Origin of the sequence: Enterovirga rhinocerotis (assembly GCF_004363955.1) — a bacterium.
Classification (GTDB): Bacteria; Pseudomonadota; Alphaproteobacteria; order Rhizobiales; family Beijerinckiaceae; genus Enterovirga; species Enterovirga rhinocerotis.
On sequence record NZ_SNZR01000011.1, the window covers coordinates 655,648 to 673,677 of the forward strand.

An 18,030-nucleotide genomic window follows, 5' to 3' on the forward strand; every position below is an offset into this window, starting at 1 on the left:
CGCGCCCGGGATGACAGGAATTCAGGCACCACGGTGTCGCCTTTGCCGGACGGGTTTCGCCCGGCGGCGAAGGAGCGAGGAGAAGATCATGAACCAAGAAGTCATGAATCTGTTCAATCAGGCGGCCCAGCCGCAGAGCTTCGATCAGATCAAGATTTCGATCTCGTCGCCGGAGAAGATTCTCTCCTGGTCGTACGGCGAGATCAAGAAGCCCGAGACGATCAACTACCGCACCTTCAAGCCGGAGCGGGATGGGCTGTTCTGCGCCCGCATCTTCGGTCCCATCAAGGATTACGAGTGCTTGTGCGGAAAGTACAAGCGCATGAAGTACAAGGGCGTCATCTGCGAGAAGTGCGGCGTCGAGGTGACGCTGGCGCGCGTCCGGCGCGACCGCATGGGCCATATCGAGCTCGCCGCGCCCGTCGCCCATATCTGGTTCCTGAAGTCGCTGCCCTCGCGCATCGGCCTCCTGCTCGACATGACGCTGAAGGATCTCGAGCGGATCCTCTATTTCGAATCCTATTGCGTCATCGAGCCGGGCCTGACCCCGCTCAAGGACCGTCAGCTCCTCTCCGAGGACGAGTACATCCGCGCTCAGGAGGAGTACGGCCAGGATTCGTTCACGGCGCTGATCGGCGCCGAGGCGATCCGCAAGCTGCTGATCGATCTCGACCTCGAGAAGATCGCGGTCGACATCCGGCACGAGATCGAGACGACGACCTCCGAGCTGAAGCCCAAGAAGCTGCTGAAGCGCCTCAAGATCATCGAGGCCTTCCAGAATTCGGGCAACAAGCCGGAATGGATGATCCTGACGGTCGTCCCCGTCATCCCGCCGGACCTGCGCCCGCTGGTCCCGCTGGACGGCGGCCGCTTCGCCACGTCCGACCTCAACGACCTCTACCGCCGCGTCATCAACCGCAACAACCGCCTGAAGCGGCTGATCGAGCTGCGCGCGCCCGACATCATCATCCGCAACGAGAAGCGCATGCTTCAGGAAGCGGTCGATGCGCTGTTCGACAACGGCCGGCGCGGTCGCGTCATCACGGGCGCCAACAAGCGTCCGCTGAAGTCGCTCGCCGACATGCTGAAGGGCAAGCAGGGCCGCTTCCGGCAGAACCTGCTCGGCAAGCGCGTCGACTATTCGGGCCGCTCGGTCATCGTGGTCGGGCCGGAGCTGAAGCTGCACCAGTGCGGGCTGCCCAAGAAGATGGCGCTCGAGCTGTTCAAGCCCTTCATCTACGCCAAGCTCGACGCCAAGGGCTTCTCGGCCACCGTCAAGCAGGCCAAGAAGCTCGTCGAGAAGGAGAAGCCGGAGGTCTGGGACATCCTGGACGAGGTCATCCGCGAGCACCCGGTCATGCTGAACCGGGCGCCGACGCTGCACCGTCTCGGCATCCAGGCCTTCGAGCCGGTCCTGATCGAGGGCAAGGCGATCCAGCTTCACCCGCTGGTCTGCGCCGCCTTCAACGCGGACTTCGACGGCGACCAGATGGCGGTCCACGTGCCGCTGTCGCTCGAGTCGCAGCTCGAGGCGCGCGTCCTCATGATGTCGACGAACAACATCCTGCACCCGGCGAACGGTCACCCGATCATCGTGCCCTCGCAGGACATCGTGCTCGGCCTCTACTACCTCTCGATCGTCGCCGAGGGCGCGCCGGGTGAAGGCAAGGCCTTCGCCGATTTCGGCGAGCTCGAGCACGCGCTGCACGAGAAGGTCATCCACCTCCACACGAAGATCCGCTATCGCTGGGAGGGTCTCGGCGAGGACGGCAAGCCCGTGACGCGCTTCTACGACACGACGCCCGGCCGGGTGATCCTGTCGCGCGTGCTGCCGCGCCACCCGAAGGTGCCGTTCGACGTCGTCAACAAGCTGATGACGAAGCGCGAGATCTCGGGGACGATCGACGCCGTCTACCGCAATTGCGGGCAGAAGGAGACGGTGATCTTCTGCGATCGCATCATGGCGCTCGGCTTCCACCACGCGTTCAAGGCGGGCATCTCGTTCGGCAAGGACGACATGGTCGTGCCGGACAACAAGTGGTCGATCGTCGAGGAGACCCGTGCCCTCGCGAAGGATTACGAGCAGCAGTACCAGGACGGCCTGATCACCCAGGGCGAGAAGTACAACAAGGTGGTGGACGCCTGGGCGAAGTGCTCGGACCGGCTCGCCGGCGAGATGATGAACCGCATCTCCTCGGTCCAGAAGGACGATCAGGGCCGCGACAAGCCGGTCAACTCGATCTTCATGATGAGCCATTCGGGCGCCCGCGGCTCGCCGGCGCAGATGAAGCAGCTCGCCGCCATGCGCGGCCTGATGGCCAAGCCCTCGGGCGAGATCATCGAGAGCCCGATCATCTCGAACTTCAAGGAAGGCCTCGACGTGCTCGAGTACTTCAACTCCACCCACGGCGCCCGGAAGGGTCTCGCGGACACGGCGTTGAAGACCGCGAACTCGGGGTACCTCACCCGTCGTCTCGTCGACGTGGCGCAGGATGCCGTCATCCGTGAAGCCGATTGCGGCACGGAGAAGGGCATCTCGATGCGCGCGATCATCGATGCGGGCCAGATCGTGGCCTCGCTCGCCTCGCGCATCATCGGCCGCTTCGTCGCCGAGGACGTGGTCGCTCCGGACGGGACCGTCATCGTCCCGGCCCGCACGACCATGATCGAGGAGAAGCACATCGAGGCGATCACCGCCGCGGGCATCACCGAGGTGAAGATCCGCTCCGTGCTCGTCTGCGCCTCGAAGAACGGCGTCTGCGCCACCTGCTACGGGCGCGACCTCGCCCGCGGCACGCCCGTCAACATGGGCGAGGCCGTCGGCGTCATCGCGGCGCAGTCGATCGGCGAGCCGGGCACGCAGCTCACGATGCGGACCTTCCACATCGGCGGCGCGGCGACGATCGCCGACCAGTCCTTCGTGGAATCCGGCTTCGACGGCACGGTACGCATCCGCAACAAGGCCATCGCGAAGAACTCGGACGGCGATCTCGTCGCGGTCGGCCGCAACAACTCGGTCGTCATCGTCGGGGCGGACGGGCAGGAGAGGGCGGTCCACCGCATCCTCTACGGCTCCAAGCTCAAGGTCGACGACGGCGACCAGGTCAAGCGCGGCCAGCGCATCGCGGAATGGGACCCCTATACCCGTCCCATCCTGACCGAGATCGACGGCGTCGCGGGCTACGAGGACCTCGTGGACGGCATGTCCATGACGGAGACGACCGACGAGGCGACGGGCATCTCGAAGCGTCTCGTCATCGATTGGCGCGGCTCGGCCCGGACCTCGGACCTCAAGCCCGCGCTGACGATCACGGACAAGTCCGGCAAGATCGCCAAGCTCGCCCGCGGCAGCGATGCGCGCTACCTGCTGCCGGTCGACGCGGTGCTGTCGGTCGATCCGGGCTCCCAGGTCAAGGCGGGTGACGTGCTCGCCCGCGTCTCGACCGACTCGGCCAAGACCCGCGACATCACCGGCGGTCTGCCGCGCGTCGCGGAGCTGTTCGAGGCGCGGCGTCCGAAGGATGCGGCCGTCATCGCCGAGAAGTCGGGAACGATCCAGTTCGGCCGCGACTACAAGAACAAGCGCCGGCTGACGCTCACCCCGCATGACGGCTCGGACGCGGTCGAGTACCTGATCCCGAAGGGCAAGCACATCCACCTTCAGGACGGGGACCAGGTCGAGCTCGGCGACTTCATCGTCGACGGCAACCCGGCGCCGCACGACATCCTGGCGATCAAGGGCGTGGAGGAGCTTGCTGCCTACCTCGTCAACGAGATCCAGGAGGTCTACCGGCTCCAGGGCGTGAACATCAACGACAAGCACATCGAGGTGATCGTCCGGCAGATGCTGCAGAAGGTCGAGATCACCGAATCGGGCGATTCGGAGCTTCTCACCGGCGAGCAGATGGACCGGCTCGAACTCGAGGAGATCAACGAGCAGCTCGCGACCGAGAAGAAGAAGCCCGCCATCGGCGTGCCCGTCCTCCTCGGCATCACCAAGGCGTCGCTGCAGACGCGGTCCTTCATCTCCGCCGCCTCCTTCCAGGAGACGACGCGGGTGCTGACCGAGGCTGCCGTGAACGGCAAGGTCGATACGCTCGAGGGCCTGAAGGAGAACGTGATCGTCGGCTCGCTCATCCCGGCGGGCACGGGCGCCATCAACACGCAGATCCGCCAGGTGGCGACGCGTCGCGACGAGCTCATCCTCGCGCAGCGCAACGCCGAGGCCGCGGCCCGCATGGCCGAGGCTCAGGCCCAGCTCGGCGAGATTCCCTCCGCCGCAGAGTGATCCGATCCGGCTTCGGCCGGTTCGTCGAAAAGGCCGCCTCCGGGCGGCCTTTTTGTTGCTCGCGGCCGGCGTCGCGCCCGTCCGCAGCCTTTCACCCAACCTCCTTGCAGACGTCACGCCGCTGTTATCGGCCTGCCATACCCCGCGACGACAAGGTCGGCACTTGGACGACGGCGCCGCGACGGTTGCGTGGCGCCGTGGTCCCGGGGCCGTCCCGGCGGAGAGCCGCCTGACCTTGGGAGTTGCGAGCCGATGCGCATTCTCGTCGCCACCGATGCCTGGCATCCGCAGGTGAACGGCGTCGTGCGCACGCTCACCGCGCTGCAGCGGAGCGCGGCCAAGTTCGGCACCGAGATCGTCTTCCTCTCGCCGGACGGCTTCACGACCGTTCCGCTGCCGACCTATCCGGATCTCCGCGTGGCGCTCCCCAATCCGGCCGAGATCGCGCGCCGGATCGAAGCCGCCCAGCCCGATGCGATCCACATCGCGACCGAGGGGCCGATCGGCTTCAGCGTGCGCCGCTACTGCCGTCGGCGAGGCCTGCCCTTCACGACGAGCTTCATGACGAAGTTCCCCGAATACGTCTCGGCGCGGTTCCGGCTGCCGGAGGCGGCGAGCTACTGGCTGCTGCGCCGCTTCCACGCCGCCGCCCGCGTGACGATGGCCTCGACCGCCTCGCTCATGAGCGAGCTGCGCGGCCATGGCTTCCGCAAGCTGGGCCTCTGGACGCGCGGTGTCGACACCGACCTCTTCACGCCGAAGGCGCGTCTCCCGCTCGATCTGCCGCGGCCGATCTTCCTCAATGTCGGTCGCATCGCCGTCGAGAAGAACCTCGCCGCCTTCCTCTCGCTCGATCTGCCGGGCTCGAAGGTCGTGATCGGGGAGGGGCCTCAGCTTCCCGAGCTGAAGAGCCGCTTCCCCGACGCGCATTTCCTCGGCGCGATGGAGGGCGAGCGCCTCGCCGGCCACATCGCCGCGGCCGACGTCTTCGTCTTTCCGAGCCTCACGGACACCTTCGGCATCGTCCAGCTCGAGGCGCTCGCCTCCGGCGTGCCCGTCGCCGCCTTCCCCGTCACCGGGCCTCGCGACGTCGTGGGCGGGACGGGCGTCGGCGTGCTCGACGACGATCTCGCGGCGGCTTGCCGGGGGGCGCTCGCCATCCCGCGCCAGGCCTGCCGCGACTTTGCTCTGACGCGGTCCTGGGACCGCAGCGCGCACCAGTTCGTGCGCAACATGGGCCATGCGCTGATCCGCCCCGCGACCATGCGGGCGGCGGCCTGAATGGGAGCGGACCTGTCGTGAGCATGCATACCGAAGGCGTCGCCAAGGCCTATGACCGCTGGGCGCCGATCTACGATCTCGTCTTCGGGCCGGTCTTCGCCCGGGGGCGCTCCGTCTCCGTCGAGGCCGCCGCGCGCGTCGGCGGCCGGGTGCTGGAGGTCGGTGTCGGCACCGGCATCTCGCTGGAGCAATATCCCCGCACGATGCGTGTCTTCGGCATCGACCTGTCGGATCCGATGCTCGACAAGGCGCGCCAGCGCGTGAAGGAGCAGGGCCTGCGCCATGTCGAGGGGCTGGCCGTCGGCGATGCCGAGCGGCTCGATTTCGCCGATGACAGCTTCGATGTCGTCGTCGCCCAATATGTCGTCACGGCCGTGCCGAACCCCGAGGTCGCGCTCGACGAGTTCGTCCGCGTCGTGCGGCCCGAAGGCGAGATCATCCTGACGAGCCGCATCGGCGCCGAGACGGGCCTGCGCGGCACGATCGAGAAGGCGCTGATGCCGATCACCGCCCGGCTCGGCTGGCGCACCGAGTTCCCCTGGTCGCGCTACGAAAGCTGGGCGCGCTCGCGCGGCATCGAGATCGTCGAGCACCGCCCGCTGCCGCCGCTCGGCCATTTCTCCCTCATCCGTTTCCGCAAGCCGAACCAAGAAAGGACAACCGCATGACGAGCTTCCGCGAAGCCCTGCGCATCCAGCGCTGGGACGATCACCGCTACTATCACCACAGCCGGATCAACCAGGCGCTCCATCTCGTCAGTGCGATCAGCTTCATCGCGGCCTATGTGATCGCCTTCAAGGATCTGGCCCTCGCGGCGCTGATCGGCTGGCTCTTCTCGATGACGACCCGCCAGGCCGGCCACTTCTTCTTCGAGCCGCACGAATACGACCACGTGAACCACGCGAGCCACGAGCACAAGGAAGAGATCAAGGTCGGCTACAACCTGTTCCGCAAGGTCATCCTGATGTCGATCTGGGTGTTCTCGCCGCTGCCGCTGCTGTTCGACCCGACCTATTTCGGCGTCTTCACCCCGGCCGCGTCGACCTGGGAACTCGTGCGCCATGTCGGCTACATCTGGTTCGCCATCGCGCTCGGCGGTCTCGTCTTCCGCGTCGCTCAGCTCTGCGTCACCCGTGACGTGCAGACGGGCCTCGTCTGGGGCACGAAGATCCTCACCGACCCCTTCCACGACATCAAGCTGTACTGGCGCGCGCCGTTCGCCCTGATGCGCGGCGAGCTGATCGATCCGCGCGAAGGCCACAGCCACGCTTGAGGCTGAGGGGCATGGGCCCGGACCTCTCCCCTTGCGGGAGAGGTCGAGCGACGCCGAAGGCACTCGAGACTTGGCGCGTCATGCAGCCCGCCTTCACCCTCCCCTGGAGGGGGAGGGTCGGACCGAAGGTCCGGGGTGGGGTGACGCGCGGTGGCCGCCTCGCAGAGCATCGCGGATGAGGAAGGGCGGGTTCACCCCACCCCGCCGGCTCCGCCGTCGACCCTCCCCCTCCAGGGGAGGGTAAGTCGCGGCTCCTCTACGGCGTCGGTGCCGGGCGAAGCTCCTCGCCGCGCTGCGGCCGGGACCCTGCACCGGATCGTCCGCGCCAGGCCGCGATCGTTTCCCGCAGGATGCGGCGCCGGATGTCCTTGTTGGTGGCGAGGCCGCCGGCCCACCAGCCGTCCCGCTCCATCCGGAGCGCGGCGGCGACGAAGCGATCCATCACGGCCGTGTAGTCGGCCTCGCCGTAGTCGAGGCTGAAGATCAGGCGACCCGTCCCGACCCAGGAAAGGGCGAGGCCTTCGGCCCGCAGATAATATTGGAACATCCAGTTGTAGCGCGAGGGACGCTCGTAGAAGATCGTCCAGATCGAGGAGAGATGCGCGACCCTGACGGGCAGCCTCTCCTCGGCGAGGCGCTCGTTGAGCCGCGCGACCCGACCGTCCCAGCACGCATCGAGATCGCGATAGAGCGCTTGAACCTCCGGCGTCTCGAGATGGCGCAGGAAGGCATTCATCGCCGTCATCACATAGGGATGCGAGTTGAAGGTGCCGCGCGCGAAGCAGATGTCGCCGGGCCTGTCCTCGCGGAAGCGGCGCATCAGGGCCGCCTTGCCGCAGAGGACGCCGACCGGAAGCCCGCCGCCGAGCGACTTGCCGTAGGTGACGAGGTCGGCCTTCGTGCCGAAATACTCCTGCGCGCCGCCCGCCGCGAGACGGAAGCCCACGAAGACCTCGTCGAAGATCAGCACGATGCCGCGCGCGGTGCAGACCTCGCGCAGCCGCCGCAGCCAATCGGCATAGGCCGCGCGGTCGAAGCCGGCCCGGCGCGAGCTGTCGACGAGCGAGGAATCCGCCGGCGCCCCCGCATTCGGATGGAGCGCCTGAAGCGGGTTGACGAGAACGCAGGCGACGTCGCGCCGGCCCGCGAGGACGCCGAGCGTGCGGTCCGACATCTCCGCGAGGGTGAGGGTGTCGCGGGCCGGGATCGGGTTGCCGATGCCGGGCTGCACGTCGCCCCACCAGCCGTGATAGGAGCCGCAGAAGCGGACGATCCGGCGCCGGCCGGTATGGTAGCGCGCGAGGCGCACCGCCTGCATCACGGCTTCCGTGCCGGACATGTGGAACGAGACCTCGTCGAGCCCCGAGATGGCGCGAAGCCGCGCGACGTTGTCGGCGACGACGGAATGGTAGGGGCCGAGGACGGGCCCGAGCGCATGGGCCTCGCGCTCCGCCTCGGCGAGGGCGCCCTTGTAGAACTCGTAGCCGAACAGGTTCACCCCGTAGGAGCCCGAGACGTCGTAGGCGACGTTGCCGTCGAGGTCGGTCAGGCGCGGGCCTTCGGACGAGCGCACGAAGGTGCCGAGCGGCAGGGCCTCGTTGACGAGCCGGCGATAGGGGAACGGGACCCGGTAGCGGTCCGTGAACTGGAGATCCGAGATGCCGCCGGCCGCCTCGGCGGTGAGGCGCCGCGTCGCCGTCGTCCGGTCGCGGAGCTGCTCGGACAGGCGCCGGAAGGCGAGGCGTCGTCGCTCGGCCACCTCGCCCGTCGCGTCGTCCGAGCGGAAGAAATCCTCCTCGCCGAACTCGTAGGAGGGCAGCCAGCCCGCGATGCGCTTCGCCATGCGCACATGGCCGGCGAGCGAGGGGTGCTTGGCGCGCGACAGGGCGAGCCGCCGTGCCGCCTTGGGCACGAGGGCGGCGAGCGCCGTCGCGCCGAGGAGGGATGCGATGAGGGTGGAGGAGGCGATGGGCATGACCGGGTACGCCTACGGGGCATCTAACACATGACGATGACGCTGCGCCGAACCCTCCTGCGCATCGCGGCGCAGGAGGACCTCAACTTCCTCCTCACGAACCGCATCCCGCGCCGCCTCGCGACGCGGTTGATGGGCCGGTTCAGCCGGATCGAGCAGCCGCTCGTGCGGGACCTCTCGATCGCGACCTGGCGGCTCTTCTGCGATGTCGACCTGTCGGACGCCCGCAAGGAGCGCTTCCGGTCGCTGCACGACGCCTTCATCCGCGAATTGCGGGATGGTGCCCGCATCGTCGATGCGGACCCCGAGGTCCTGGCGAGTCCGTGCGACGCGATCGTCGGCGCGCATGGGCCGGTCGAGGGCGAGACGATCCATCAGATCAAGGGGATGCCCTACCGGCTCGCCGACCTCCTCGCCGATCCGGAGGAGGCGGAACGCTGCCGGGGCGGCGTCTTCGTCACCCTCCGCCTGACGGCCGGGATGTATCACCGCTTCCACGCCCCGGCCGACGGGCGGATCGAGGGCATCCGCTACATCGAGGGCGACACCTGGAACGTCAATCCGATCGCGCTGAAGCGGGTCGAGGCGCTGTTCTGCCGGAACGAGCGCGCCGTCCTGCGCTTCCGCCTCGGCGGCACGGGCGAGGTGCTGCGGCTCGTGCCGGTCGCGGCGATCCTGGTCGCGGGCCTGCGCCTCGCCTTCATGGGCGAGGATTTCGATCTGCGCGAAGGCGGCGCCCGCACCATCGCCTGCGACGCGGCCGTGACGCGGGGGCAGGAACTCGGCTGGTTCGAGCACGGCTCGACCATCGTCGTCTTCGCGCCGCCGGGCTATCGTTTCGCCGACGGTGTCGCCGAGGGGCGGCCGATCAGGATGGGCGAGGCCCTGCTGCGCCGGGACGGCGTAGGGGCTGTCCCCAAACCTCCCTCCTCATCCTGAGGTGTTCCGCGAAACCGAGCCTCGAAGAACCCACAGCCTGCGCGCGTGCTTCGAGGCTCGCCCTCTGGGCGAGCACCTCGGCATGAGGACGTGGCACGCTCCGTGCTCCCGCGCGTCCGGTGTTGCATTGCGGCAGAGCGCCGGTCAGGATCGGCCCCCGGCTCCCTCGCGGGACCTTTGGAGAGCGATCCTTGTCGGGCTCACCGCGTCTCGGCTTTTTCACCCGCCTCCTCGACGAGGGCGGCCCCGGCGAGCGCTATCGGCTGGCGACCGAGCAGATCCGGCAGGCGGAGCGCTTCGGCTACGATTCGGCCTGGATCGCGCAGCATCATTTCGACGGGGACGAAGGCGGCCTGCCGTCGCCGCTCGTGTTCCTCGCCCATGTGGCCGCCGCGACGCGCGGCATCCGGCTCGGCACGGGCATCCTGACGCTCGCGCTCGAACAGCCGCTCCGCGCGGCCGAGGATGCCGCGGTGCTCGATCTCCTCTGCGGCGGGCGGCTCGATCTCGGGCTCGGCACCGGCGGCTCGGCCGCCTCCTTCGCGGCCTTCGGCTACGAGAGCGGCGAGCGGGGCGAGATCTACGGACGTCATCTCGAGACCTTCCGGCGTGCCCTGCGCGGGGAGGCGCTGGAGGGCGGGGCGGTGCTCTATCCGCCGGCCGGAACCCTCGCCGGGCGCCTGTGGCAGGCGACCTTCTCCGTCGCGGGCGGAGAGCGGGCCGGCCGGGCCGGCGACGGGCTCATGCTCTCGCGGACGCAGCCCCGTCCGCCCGGCCAGCCGGGCCTCTCGCTGGCCGAGATCCAGGACCCCATCATCGACGCCTATCTCGCGGCGCTCCCGCACGGCGCCGAGCCCCGCATCCTCGCCTCGCGCAGCGCCTTCGTGACCGACCGGCGCGAGGAGGCGCTGCGTCTCGCCGAGCCCGGCCTCCGGCTCTGGGCCGCACGGGCGCGGGCGCGCGGGGAGGGGGAACTCGGCACGGATGCCGCCACCATCGCGGCCGCGTCCGACCTCCATATCGGCACGCCGGACGAGGTCGCCGAATCCCTCGCGCGCGACGCGACGCTGCGGCGCGCGAGCGAGGTCACGATCCAGATCCATTCGGCCGACCCGCCGCATGAGGCCGTGATGCGCTCGATCGAACTCTTCGCCACCAGGGTGGCCCCGCAACTCGGCCTCGGCCGGCGCTCGCCGACGCAGCCCGTCGCGGCCGCCTGAAAGGACCTCCATGCCCCAGTCTCCCCCGAAGGACGTCATCGATCATCTCGTCGGGATCGAGCCCGGCTCGCGGCTCGACACCATCCGCGCCGCGCGCCAGCAGGCCCGCGACAACGCCCAGGCGAGCTACGACGCCCTGTTCTCGCCGGACGACGAGAGCGGGATGAGCCTCGTCGAGCGCCGGGCCGTCGCGGCCTTCGTGGCGGGGCTGCACCGGCAGCCGGAGGCTGCGGTCGTCTATTACGCGGACGAGTTCGCGGCGTCGGCGCCGGCCGGCCTCGCGGCCGCCGTCGCGGCGGAGGTCGCGCGCGGGGCCGCCGAAGGGCCGACCGGCCGCTTCCCGCAGGCGCCTCTCGCGGGCGAGAGCACCGCGGCGCCGTCCTTCGCGATCGCGGGCGAGGGCAGGGCGGCGCTGGGCGAGCGCCTCGCGGCGGCTCTGGAACACGCGCATTTCCTCGTCTTCCACCCGCGCGAGGCCGAGCCGGCACGGCTCCAGCGGCTCGTCGCGGCGGGGTGGTCGACGCCCGGCATCGTCACGCTGTCCCAGCTCGTCTCCTTCCTGTGCTTCCAGCTGCGCGTCGTCGTGGGGCTCCGCGCCCTCGCCGCCTCGCCCGCTTCCTGACCCGAGGATCGTCATGTCCGACACAGCCGGAACGCCTCCCGAGCGCTTCACCCAGGCCGAACTCGACTGGACGCCCTGGCTCGACCCGCTGCCGCAGGAGGCGCTGACCGAGCGCCACTGGGCCGGCCTCGTCGATGCCTCGCGCTCGAAATCGCCCTATTTCATGCTGCTCGCGCACGATCCCGACATCCTCGGCGCGCGCACGAAGACCGACAAGGACATCTTCTACAACACGAAGGAGGGGTTGCCGCGGGCCGAGCGGGAGCTGTCGGCTGCCGCGGCCTCGCGCTTCAACGGCTGCATCTATTGCGCCTCGGTCCATGCCCGCTTCGCCTCGCAATTCTCGAAGCGACGGGACGACGTCCAGCGCCTCCTCGACGAGGGCGTCGGCACGGATCTCGATCCGCGCTGGGATGCGGTGGTCGCGGCGTCGGTGGCGCTGAGCCGCACGCCGCCGCAATTCGGGACAAGCGAGATCGCGGCCCTGCGGGAGGCGGGCCTCGACGACCTCGCGATCTCCGACATGATCCACGGCGCCGCCTTCTTCAACTGGGCGAACCGGCTGATGCTGTCGCTCGGCGAGCCGCTGACGAAATAGGCCCGGCGCCCCGTCAGGGAGGCGGGGCGAAGAGCGAGCGATAGGCGCCCGGGAAGCAGCGTCCGAGCCAGAGGTCGATCGCGGCGAGCGCCTCGGGTTCGTCCAGGAAGGGGATATGGCCGCGATCGGCGAGTTCGACCCGGACCATGTCCGGACGGCGGGCCTGCATCGCGTCGGCCGTCGTGACGGCGAGCACGTCGGAATTCGTCCCGTGGATCAGGGCGAGCGGGAGCCCCTTGCAGGCGTCGAAGAGCGGCCAGGCCTCGGGAAGGGGTCCCGCCATCGCGGCGTCGAAGGATTGGCGCAGGGCCGGGTCGTAGGGGAGGCCGAGGCCGTCCCCCGTCTCGACATAATGGCGCAGGGCCTCTTCCGCCCATCGCAGGTCGGGCACGGCGTCGAAGCCCGGCATGACGAGCGGCATGCGGTCGGCGATCTCGTTCAGCGTCGCGACGGCAGGCGTCTCGCCGATATAGCGGCCGATGCGCTCGAGCCCCGTCCGCTCCAGCACCGGCCCGACATCGTTGAGGCAGAGGCCGGCGATGCGGGCCGGGGCGGTCGCCGCCATCACCATCCCGAGCAGGCCGCCGCGGGACGAGCCGATCACCGCGGCACGGTCGAGATGCAGGTGGTCGAGGAGGGCGAGGGCGTCCTGCGCCTCCTGCGGCACATTGTAGGTGTCCGGACCGGTCCAGTCGGAGGCGCCGCGCCCGCGCGAATCCAGGCGGATCAGGCGGACATTCGTCAGGCGCCGCGCCAGGTAGTCGAAATCCCGGCCGTCGCGGGTGAGGCCGGCGAGCGCCAGCACCGGCGGCCCGTCGCCCTCGTCCCGAAAGGCGAGGGAGGCGCCGTCCGCAGCCTGGAATGTCTGGATCAGCGTCATGGTGCGCGCCGCCGTTCGGCGACGGCGTCCCCCTGTTCCGGTCTTCGCTCAGGCCTTGTGGTACTCGGCGAAGCCACGCCCGGTCTTGCGTCCGAGATAGCCCGCATGGACCATCTGCTTCAGCAGCGGGCTGGCGCGGTATTTCGGATCGTCGAAGCCCTCGTACAGCGTTTCCATGATGTTGAGCACCACGTCGAGCCCGATCAGGTCGCCGAGGGCGAGGGGGCCCATCGGATGGTTGGCGCCGAGCTTCATCATGCTGTCGATGTCCTCGGGCGTCGCGAGGCCTTCATAGACGCAGTTGATCGCCTCGTTGATCAGGGGCGCGAGGAGGCGGTTCACGACGAAGCCGTAGCTGTCCTTGCTGACGCGCGGCGTCTTGCCGATCGCCCGCGTGACCTCGGTCACGGCCTCGGCGACCGCATCCGTGGTCTGGAGCGCCCGGATGATCTCGACGAGCTGCATCACCGGCACGGGGTTGAAGAAGTGCATGCCGATCACCCGGCCCGGATGGGCGGAGGCGGCGGCGAGCTGGGTCAGCGAGATCGACGAGGTGTTCGAGGCAAGGATGGCGTCCGGCCGGCAGATGGCGTCGAGCTGCTTCAGCACGCCGGCCTTGACGTCGAGCCGCTCGACGATCGCCTCGATCACGAGATCGCGGTCGGCCATCGTCTCGAGCTTCGTATCGGCGCTGATCCGGGCGAGCGCGTCGCGGGCGGCCTCCTCCGAGAGCTGGCCCTTCTTCACCTGCCGGCCGAGGCTCGATTCCATCGTCTTGCGCGCCCGCTCGAGCGCGGCCTCCGAGAGGTCCTGCAGCAGGACCGGATAGCCGGCGACGGCGAAGGTCTGGGCGATGCCGTTGCCCATCGTTCCGGCGCCGATCACGCCGATCTGCTTGATCTGGGTCATGGAACACTCCGGCCCCGGCGGCTCGGGCCGGGGCGTGGTTGGGAGAGGTCTCGGATGGCGGCCGACAGCGTCCGGCCGCGGGAAGCGGCCGGTTCCGGCTCGGTCTCAGGGCCTTGTGGGGCCGGGATCGCTCAGGCGAGCTGCATCTCGGCGATCTCGGCGGGCACGATCAGCGAGGCGGCGGTCGCCGCGCGGATGTCCTCGACCGAGACGCCCGGAGCGTGCTCGCGCAGCACGAGGCCTTCCTCGGTCGGTTCGATCACCGCGAGCTCCGTCACCACGAGATCGATCCGGCGCAGCGAGGTCAGCGGCAGCGTGCAGCGGGGCACGATCTTCGAGGCCCCGCGGGCGGCGTGCTGCATGGCGACGATCACCCGCGCGGCCCCCGTGACGAGGTCCATCGCGCCGCCCATGCCCGGCACCATCTTGCCCGGCACCTTCCAGTTCGCGAGCTGGCCGGCCTCGTCGATCTCGAGGCCGCCGAGGACCGTCATGTCGAGATGCCCGCCCCGGATGAGGCCGAAGCTCATGGCGCTGTCGATCGAGGCCGCGCCCGGCACTGCCGAGACGAAGCCGCCGCCGGCATCGGTGAGGTTCTCGTCCTCCATGCCTTCCGGCGGGCGGGCGCCGAGCCCGATCACGCCGTTCTCCGCCTGGAAGAAGACCCCGAGTTCGGCCGGCACGTAATTGGCGACCATGCTCGGCAGCCCGATCCCGAGATTGACGAGCATTCCCGGCCGGATCTCGTGGGCGACCCGGCGGGCGATGAGTTCCTTCGCGTCCATTCTGTCCCCCTCAGGCCGCGCGAACGATCAGATGATCGACGAGCACGCCCGGCGTCTTGACGGCGTCCGGCGGGATCACGCCGACCGGCACGATCGACGCGGGCTCGGCGATCACCGTGCGGCCGGCGAGCGCCATGGTCGGGTTGAAGTTGTGGGCCGTCAGCGAATAGCAGAGGTTGCCCACGTAATCGGCCTGATAGGCCGCGAGGAGCGCGAAATCGGCGGTGATCGGCTCCTCGACGAGGAAAGTCCGGCCCCCGACTTCGACTTTCTGCTTGCCCTGCTCGACCTCGGTGCCGAGGCCGGTCGGCGTGAGCACGCCGCCGAGCCCGACCCCGCCGGCGCGGATGCGCTCGACGAGCGTGCCCTGCGGCACGAGCTCGACCTCGATCTCGCCCGCGATCATCAGCTTCTGCAATTCGGGGTTCAGCCCGATATGCGAGGCGACCACGCGCGAGACCGCGCGGGCCGTGACCAGCTTGCCGATGCCCCGGCCGGGCATGGCCGCATCGTTCGCGATCACGGTGAGGTCCTTCGCCCCGCGCGCCACGAGCGCGTCGATCAGGCGTTCGGGGGTGCCGACCGCCATGAAGCCGCCGATCAGGAGGCTCGCGCCGTCCGGGATCATCTCGGCCGCGGCTGCGGGTCTCAGAGCGCCTTTCATGCGGCAATCCTTTCGGGAATTCCGGCCGCCGCGCGCGCCGCGCGGGCGATCACGAGGTCTTCGCGGGTCGGCACGATCATGACGGTGGTGCGGGCGAATTCGGAGGAGATCACCGTCGCGCCCTCGGCGTTGCGGCCGTGGTCGATCTCGATGCCCATCCAGCCGAGCCGCTCGCAGATGCGGCGGCGGACGACACGGGAATTCTCGCCGATGCCGCCGCAGAAGACGAGGGCGTCGATGCCGCCCATCACCGCCGCCATGGCGCCGAGTTCGCGCTGGATGCGGAAGACGAAGTAGTCGATGGCGCGGTGGGATTCGGCGTTGTCGGCTTCCTCGAGCGCGCGCATGTCGTTCGAGAGGCCCCCCGAAAGGCCGAGAAGACCGGATTCGTTGTAGAGGATCTGGCGGATCTGCGCCGTGTTCAGCTTCTCCTGGTCGAGCATGTATAGCATGACGCCGGGATCGAGCTGGCCGCAGCGCGTACCCATCGGCAGCCCGTCGAGGGCCGAGAAGCCCATGGACGAGGCCACCGAGCGGCCGCGATAGATGGCGCACATCGAGGCGCCGTTCCCGAGATGGGCGACGACGACGCGTCCGGCCATCAGGTGCGGCGCGATCCGGCTCATCTCGCCGGTGATGTATTCGTAGCTCAGCCCGTGGAAGCCGTACCGGCGCACGCCCGTCTCGTAATAGCGGTGCGGCAGGGCGAAGGTGTCGTTGACGAAGGGCTGACCGCGATGGAAGGCGGTGTCGAAGCAGGCCACCTGCGGCACGCCCGGGAAGGCCTCCATCGCGGCGCGGATGCCGGCGATGTTGTGGGGCTGGTGCAGCGGCGCGAAGGAGGACAGCGTGGCGAGCTTCTCCAGCACCGCGTCATCGACCGTGACAGGCGCGGTGTAGTGGATGCCGCCATGCACGACGCGATGGCCAACCGCGGCGAGGTCGAGATCCGGGACGGCGCGCTTGATGGTGGCGATCACCGTCGCCAAGGCGGTCTCGTGGCTGGTGAGGGTACCCTCGGCCGGCGGGATCGGCTGGCCTTCGGCATCCTTGATCTTCAGCGTACCCTCCGAGCCGATCCGGTCGACCTGGCCGGTGACGAGGGCCTTGTCGCCTTCGGCCGGAAAGAGCGCGAATTTGAGCGAGGACGAGCCCGCGTTCAGGGCCAGGAAGCCGGCATTGTGCCAGGCCTCCGGCGAGGCGATGTCGCGGGTCATGCCGCGTCTCCCTTCGAGGCGTGATGGAGGGCCGCGACCGCGCAGGAGGCGAGGCGCGACATCGGGCTGTCGGAACGCGAGTTCAGGATCACCGGAACGCGCGCGCCGAGCACGAGGCCAGCCCCTTCGGCGTGGCTGATGAAGGCGAGCTGCTTCGCCAGCATGTTGCCCGCGTCGATCCCCGGGACGACGAGGATGTTGGCGTGGCCTGCGACGCCGCCCTTGAGCCCCTTGGTCCGCGCGGCGCCGAGATCGACCGCGTTGTCCATGGCGAGAGGCCCGTCGACGAGCCCGCCCTTGATCTGGCCGCGCTCGGCCATCTTCGAGAGAAGGGCGGCGTCGATCGAGGACTGGATCGCCGGGTTGACCGTCTCGACCGCCGAGAGCACCCCGGCCCGCGGCTCCATGCCGAGCGAGACGGCGAGATCGATCGCGTTCTGGACGATATCCGCCTTCGTGGCGAGATCGGGCGCGATGTTGATCGCCGCGTCCGTCACCATGAGGGGTTCCGGCAGCCCCGGCACGTCCATGACGAAGACGTGGGTGAAGCGGCGCCCGACGCGCAGGCCTTGGGCCTTGTCGAGCATCGGCTTCAGCAGGTCGTCGGTGTGGAGATGGCCCTTCATCACCGCGCCGGCCCGTCCTTCATGGACGAGCTTGCAGGCCGCGGCCGCGGCCGCGCCGTCGCCGGCGATCTCGATGATCTCGATGCCGGCGAGATCCGCTGACATCCCCTCGGCGACGTTGCGGATCTTGTCGCCCCGCCCGATCAGGATCGGGGTGACGATCCCCTCCTTCGCCGCGAGCAGCGCGCCGCCGAGCGAGTTCTCGTCATGCGGGCAGACGACGGCGACAGGGACGGCCTTGAGGCTCTTCGCCCGTTCGAGCAGCGCCTCGAAATGGCGGTGGCGCTGGACGAGGAGGCCGGGGACCTCGACGCCCTCGCGCTCGAACTTCTCCTGCGGGGCGATGACGTCCGCCTCGCCGCTGACGATCAGGGCTCCGTCGGAGGGGCGCGTCACCTCCGTCTCGAGCCTGACGATGCCGTCGTCGCGCTTCTCGAGCACCTTGACGCGGCAGAGCAGCTCCTCGCCGGCATGGGCACGCTCGTGGAAGTCGAGCACCTGGCGGCGATAGAGCGTGCCGGCGCCGGGCAGCATCATGCCCAGCACGGCCGAGATCTGGGAGCCGACGAACATGCCGGGGGCCATGCTCTCGGGCTCGCCGTCGCCGTCGACGTCGATCCGCGGCGAGTGCATCGGGTTGTGGTTCCCCGAGACCGCCGCGAAGACGTAGAGGTCGTCCGGCGTGATCAGGCGGCGCAGTTCCGCCGTCTCGCCGGGCTGAAGCTCGGCGAAGGTGCGATTGGTCAGACGCAT

15 protein-coding genes are annotated in these 18,030 nt (G+C 69.3%); 8 read left to right on the forward strand and 7 right to left on the reverse strand.

Annotation, left to right across the window (positions count from 1 at the left end; translation table 11 throughout):
* Positions 1 to 88: 88 nt before the first annotated feature.
* From rpoC to EV668_RS03665, 4 genes are all read left to right on the forward strand, one after another.
* On the forward strand, positions 89 to 4,288 hold the full coding sequence (gene rpoC, locus EV668_RS03650; RefSeq protein WP_133768475.1) for a DNA-directed RNA polymerase subunit beta': 4,200 nt from the start codon (positions 89 to 91) through the stop codon (positions 4,286 to 4,288).
* A gap of 252 nt (positions 4,289 to 4,540) precedes the next feature.
* On the forward strand, positions 4,541 to 5,569 hold the full coding sequence (locus EV668_RS03655) for a glycosyltransferase family 4 protein (protein WP_133768476.1): 1,029 nt from the start codon (positions 4,541 to 4,543) through the stop codon (positions 5,567 to 5,569).
* A 23-nt stretch (positions 5,570 to 5,592) separates the two neighbouring features.
* Complete coding sequence (locus tag EV668_RS03660; RefSeq protein WP_133769962.1) at positions 5,593 to 6,237, forward strand: class I SAM-dependent methyltransferase; 645 nt, start codon at positions 5,593 to 5,595, stop codon at positions 6,235 to 6,237.
* Positions 6,234 to 6,842: a hypothetical protein gene (locus EV668_RS03665; RefSeq protein ID WP_133768477.1), complete on the forward strand. Its 609-nt coding sequence runs from the start codon at positions 6,234 to 6,236 to the stop codon at positions 6,840 to 6,842. The genes EV668_RS03660 and EV668_RS03665 overlap by 4 nt, the downstream gene beginning before the upstream one ends.
* A gap of 256 nt (positions 6,843 to 7,098) precedes the next feature.
* Here EV668_RS03665 and EV668_RS03670 read toward each other — a convergent pair whose 3' ends face one another.
* Positions 7,099 to 8,817, reverse strand: a complete 1,719-nt coding sequence (locus EV668_RS03670; protein WP_133768478.1) for an aminotransferase class III-fold pyridoxal phosphate-dependent enzyme — start codon at positions 8,815 to 8,817, stop codon at positions 7,099 to 7,101.
* Positions 8,818 to 8,853: 36 nt separating this feature from the next.
* Between EV668_RS03670 and asd the strand changes: the two genes are divergently transcribed.
* The 4 genes from asd to EV668_RS03690 all read left to right on the forward strand — a co-directional run bounded on the left by asd (position 8,854) and on the right by EV668_RS03690 (position 12,196).
* The gene (gene asd / locus EV668_RS03675; protein ID WP_133769963.1) at positions 8,854 to 9,756 is read left to right on the forward strand and encodes an archaetidylserine decarboxylase; all 903 of its coding nucleotides are present in this window, start codon (positions 8,854 to 8,856) and stop codon (positions 9,754 to 9,756) included.
* Positions 9,757 to 9,947: 191 nt separating this feature from the next.
* Positions 9,948 to 10,976 carry a putative FMN-dependent luciferase-like monooxygenase gene (locus tag EV668_RS03680; RefSeq protein ID WP_133768479.1) on the forward strand — a complete coding sequence of 343 codons (1,029 nt, stop codon included), beginning with the start codon at positions 9,948 to 9,950 and terminating at the stop codon, positions 10,974 to 10,976.
* A gap of 10 nt (positions 10,977 to 10,986) precedes the next feature.
* Positions 10,987 to 11,598, forward strand: a complete 612-nt coding sequence (locus EV668_RS03685) for a CMD domain protein (RefSeq protein ID WP_133768480.1) — start codon at positions 10,987 to 10,989, stop codon at positions 11,596 to 11,598.
* A gap of 13 nt (positions 11,599 to 11,611) precedes the next feature.
* Positions 11,612 to 12,196: an alkylhydroperoxidase domain protein gene (locus EV668_RS03690; RefSeq protein WP_133768481.1), complete on the forward strand. Its 585-nt coding sequence runs from the start codon at positions 11,612 to 11,614 to the stop codon at positions 12,194 to 12,196.
* Between the two features lie 13 nt (positions 12,197 to 12,209).
* On the opposite strand, the gene EV668_RS03695 is transcribed toward EV668_RS03690, so the two are convergent.
* The 6 genes from EV668_RS03695 to EV668_RS03720 all read right to left on the reverse strand — a co-directional run bounded on the left by EV668_RS03695 (position 12,210) and on the right by EV668_RS03720 (position 18,030).
* Entirely contained in the window at positions 12,210 to 13,076 is an 867-nt protein-coding gene (locus tag EV668_RS03695; RefSeq protein WP_133768482.1) for an alpha/beta fold hydrolase, read from the reverse strand.
* A 48-nt stretch (positions 13,077 to 13,124) separates the two neighbouring features.
* Complete coding sequence (locus tag EV668_RS03700) at positions 13,125 to 13,985, reverse strand: 3-hydroxyacyl-CoA dehydrogenase family protein (protein WP_133768483.1); 861 nt, start codon at positions 13,983 to 13,985, stop codon at positions 13,125 to 13,127.
* Positions 13,986 to 14,116: 131 nt separating this feature from the next.
* Positions 14,117 to 14,770, reverse strand: coding sequence for a 3-oxoacid CoA-transferase subunit B (locus EV668_RS03705; RefSeq protein WP_133768484.1), 654 nt, complete (start codon positions 14,768 to 14,770; stop codon positions 14,117 to 14,119).
* 10 nt (positions 14,771 to 14,780) lie between these two features.
* Complete coding sequence (locus tag EV668_RS03710) at positions 14,781 to 15,434, reverse strand: CoA transferase subunit A (RefSeq protein WP_133768485.1); 654 nt, start codon at positions 15,432 to 15,434, stop codon at positions 14,781 to 14,783.
* Positions 15,431 to 16,651, reverse strand: a complete 1,221-nt coding sequence (locus tag EV668_RS03715) for an acetate/propionate family kinase (protein WP_133768486.1) — start codon at positions 16,649 to 16,651, stop codon at positions 15,431 to 15,433. Before EV668_RS03715 ends, EV668_RS03710 begins: the two co-directional genes overlap by 4 nt.
* Entirely contained in the window at positions 16,648 to 18,030 is a 1,383-nt protein-coding gene (locus tag EV668_RS03720) for a bifunctional enoyl-CoA hydratase/phosphate acetyltransferase (RefSeq protein ID WP_133768487.1), read from the reverse strand. The genes EV668_RS03715 and EV668_RS03720 overlap by 4 nt, the downstream gene beginning before the upstream one ends.

Bases quoted from the DNA above. Each gene is read 5' to 3' on its own strand.
- EV668_RS03700 (WP_133768483.1), bottom strand. From the start codon at position 13,985: ATGACCCAGATCAAGCAGATCGGCGTGATCGGCGCCGGAACGATGGGC.
- EV668_RS03685 (WP_133768480.1), top strand. From the start codon at position 10,987: ATGCCCCAGTCTCCCCCGAAGGACGTCATCGATCATCTCGTCGGGATC.
- EV668_RS03695 (WP_133768482.1), bottom strand. From the start codon at position 13,076: ATGACGCTGATCCAGACATTCCAGGCTGCGGACGGCGCCTCCCTCGCC.
- EV668_RS03655 (WP_133768476.1), top strand. From the start codon at position 4,541: ATGCGCATTCTCGTCGCCACCGATGCCTGGCATCCGCAGGTGAACGGC.
- EV668_RS03715 (WP_133768486.1), bottom strand. From the start codon at position 16,651: ATGACCCGCGACATCGCCTCGCCGGAGGCCTGGCACAATGCCGGCTTC.
- EV668_RS03665 (WP_133768477.1), top strand. From the start codon at position 6,234: ATGACGAGCTTCCGCGAAGCCCTGCGCATCCAGCGCTGGGACGATCAC.
- EV668_RS03720 (WP_133768487.1), bottom strand. From the start codon at position 18,030: ATGCGTCTGACCAATCGCACCTTCGCCGAGCTTCAGCCCGGCGAGACG.
- EV668_RS03660 (WP_133769962.1), top strand. From the start codon at position 5,593: ATGCATACCGAAGGCGTCGCCAAGGCCTATGACCGCTGGGCGCCGATC.
- EV668_RS03705 (WP_133768484.1), bottom strand. From the start codon at position 14,770: ATGGACGCGAAGGAACTCATCGCCCGCCGGGTCGCCCACGAGATCCGG.
- rpoC (WP_133768475.1), top strand. From the start codon at position 89: ATGAACCAAGAAGTCATGAATCTGTTCAATCAGGCGGCCCAGCCGCAG.
- EV668_RS03690 (WP_133768481.1), top strand. From the start codon at position 11,612: ATGTCCGACACAGCCGGAACGCCTCCCGAGCGCTTCACCCAGGCCGAA.
- EV668_RS03670 (WP_133768478.1), bottom strand. From the start codon at position 8,817: ATGCCCATCGCCTCCTCCACCCTCATCGCATCCCTCCTCGGCGCGACG.
- EV668_RS03710 (WP_133768485.1), bottom strand. From the start codon at position 15,434: ATGAAAGGCGCTCTGAGACCCGCAGCCGCGGCCGAGATGATCCCGGAC.
- asd (WP_133769963.1), top strand. From the start codon at position 8,854: ATGACGCTGCGCCGAACCCTCCTGCGCATCGCGGCGCAGGAGGACCTC.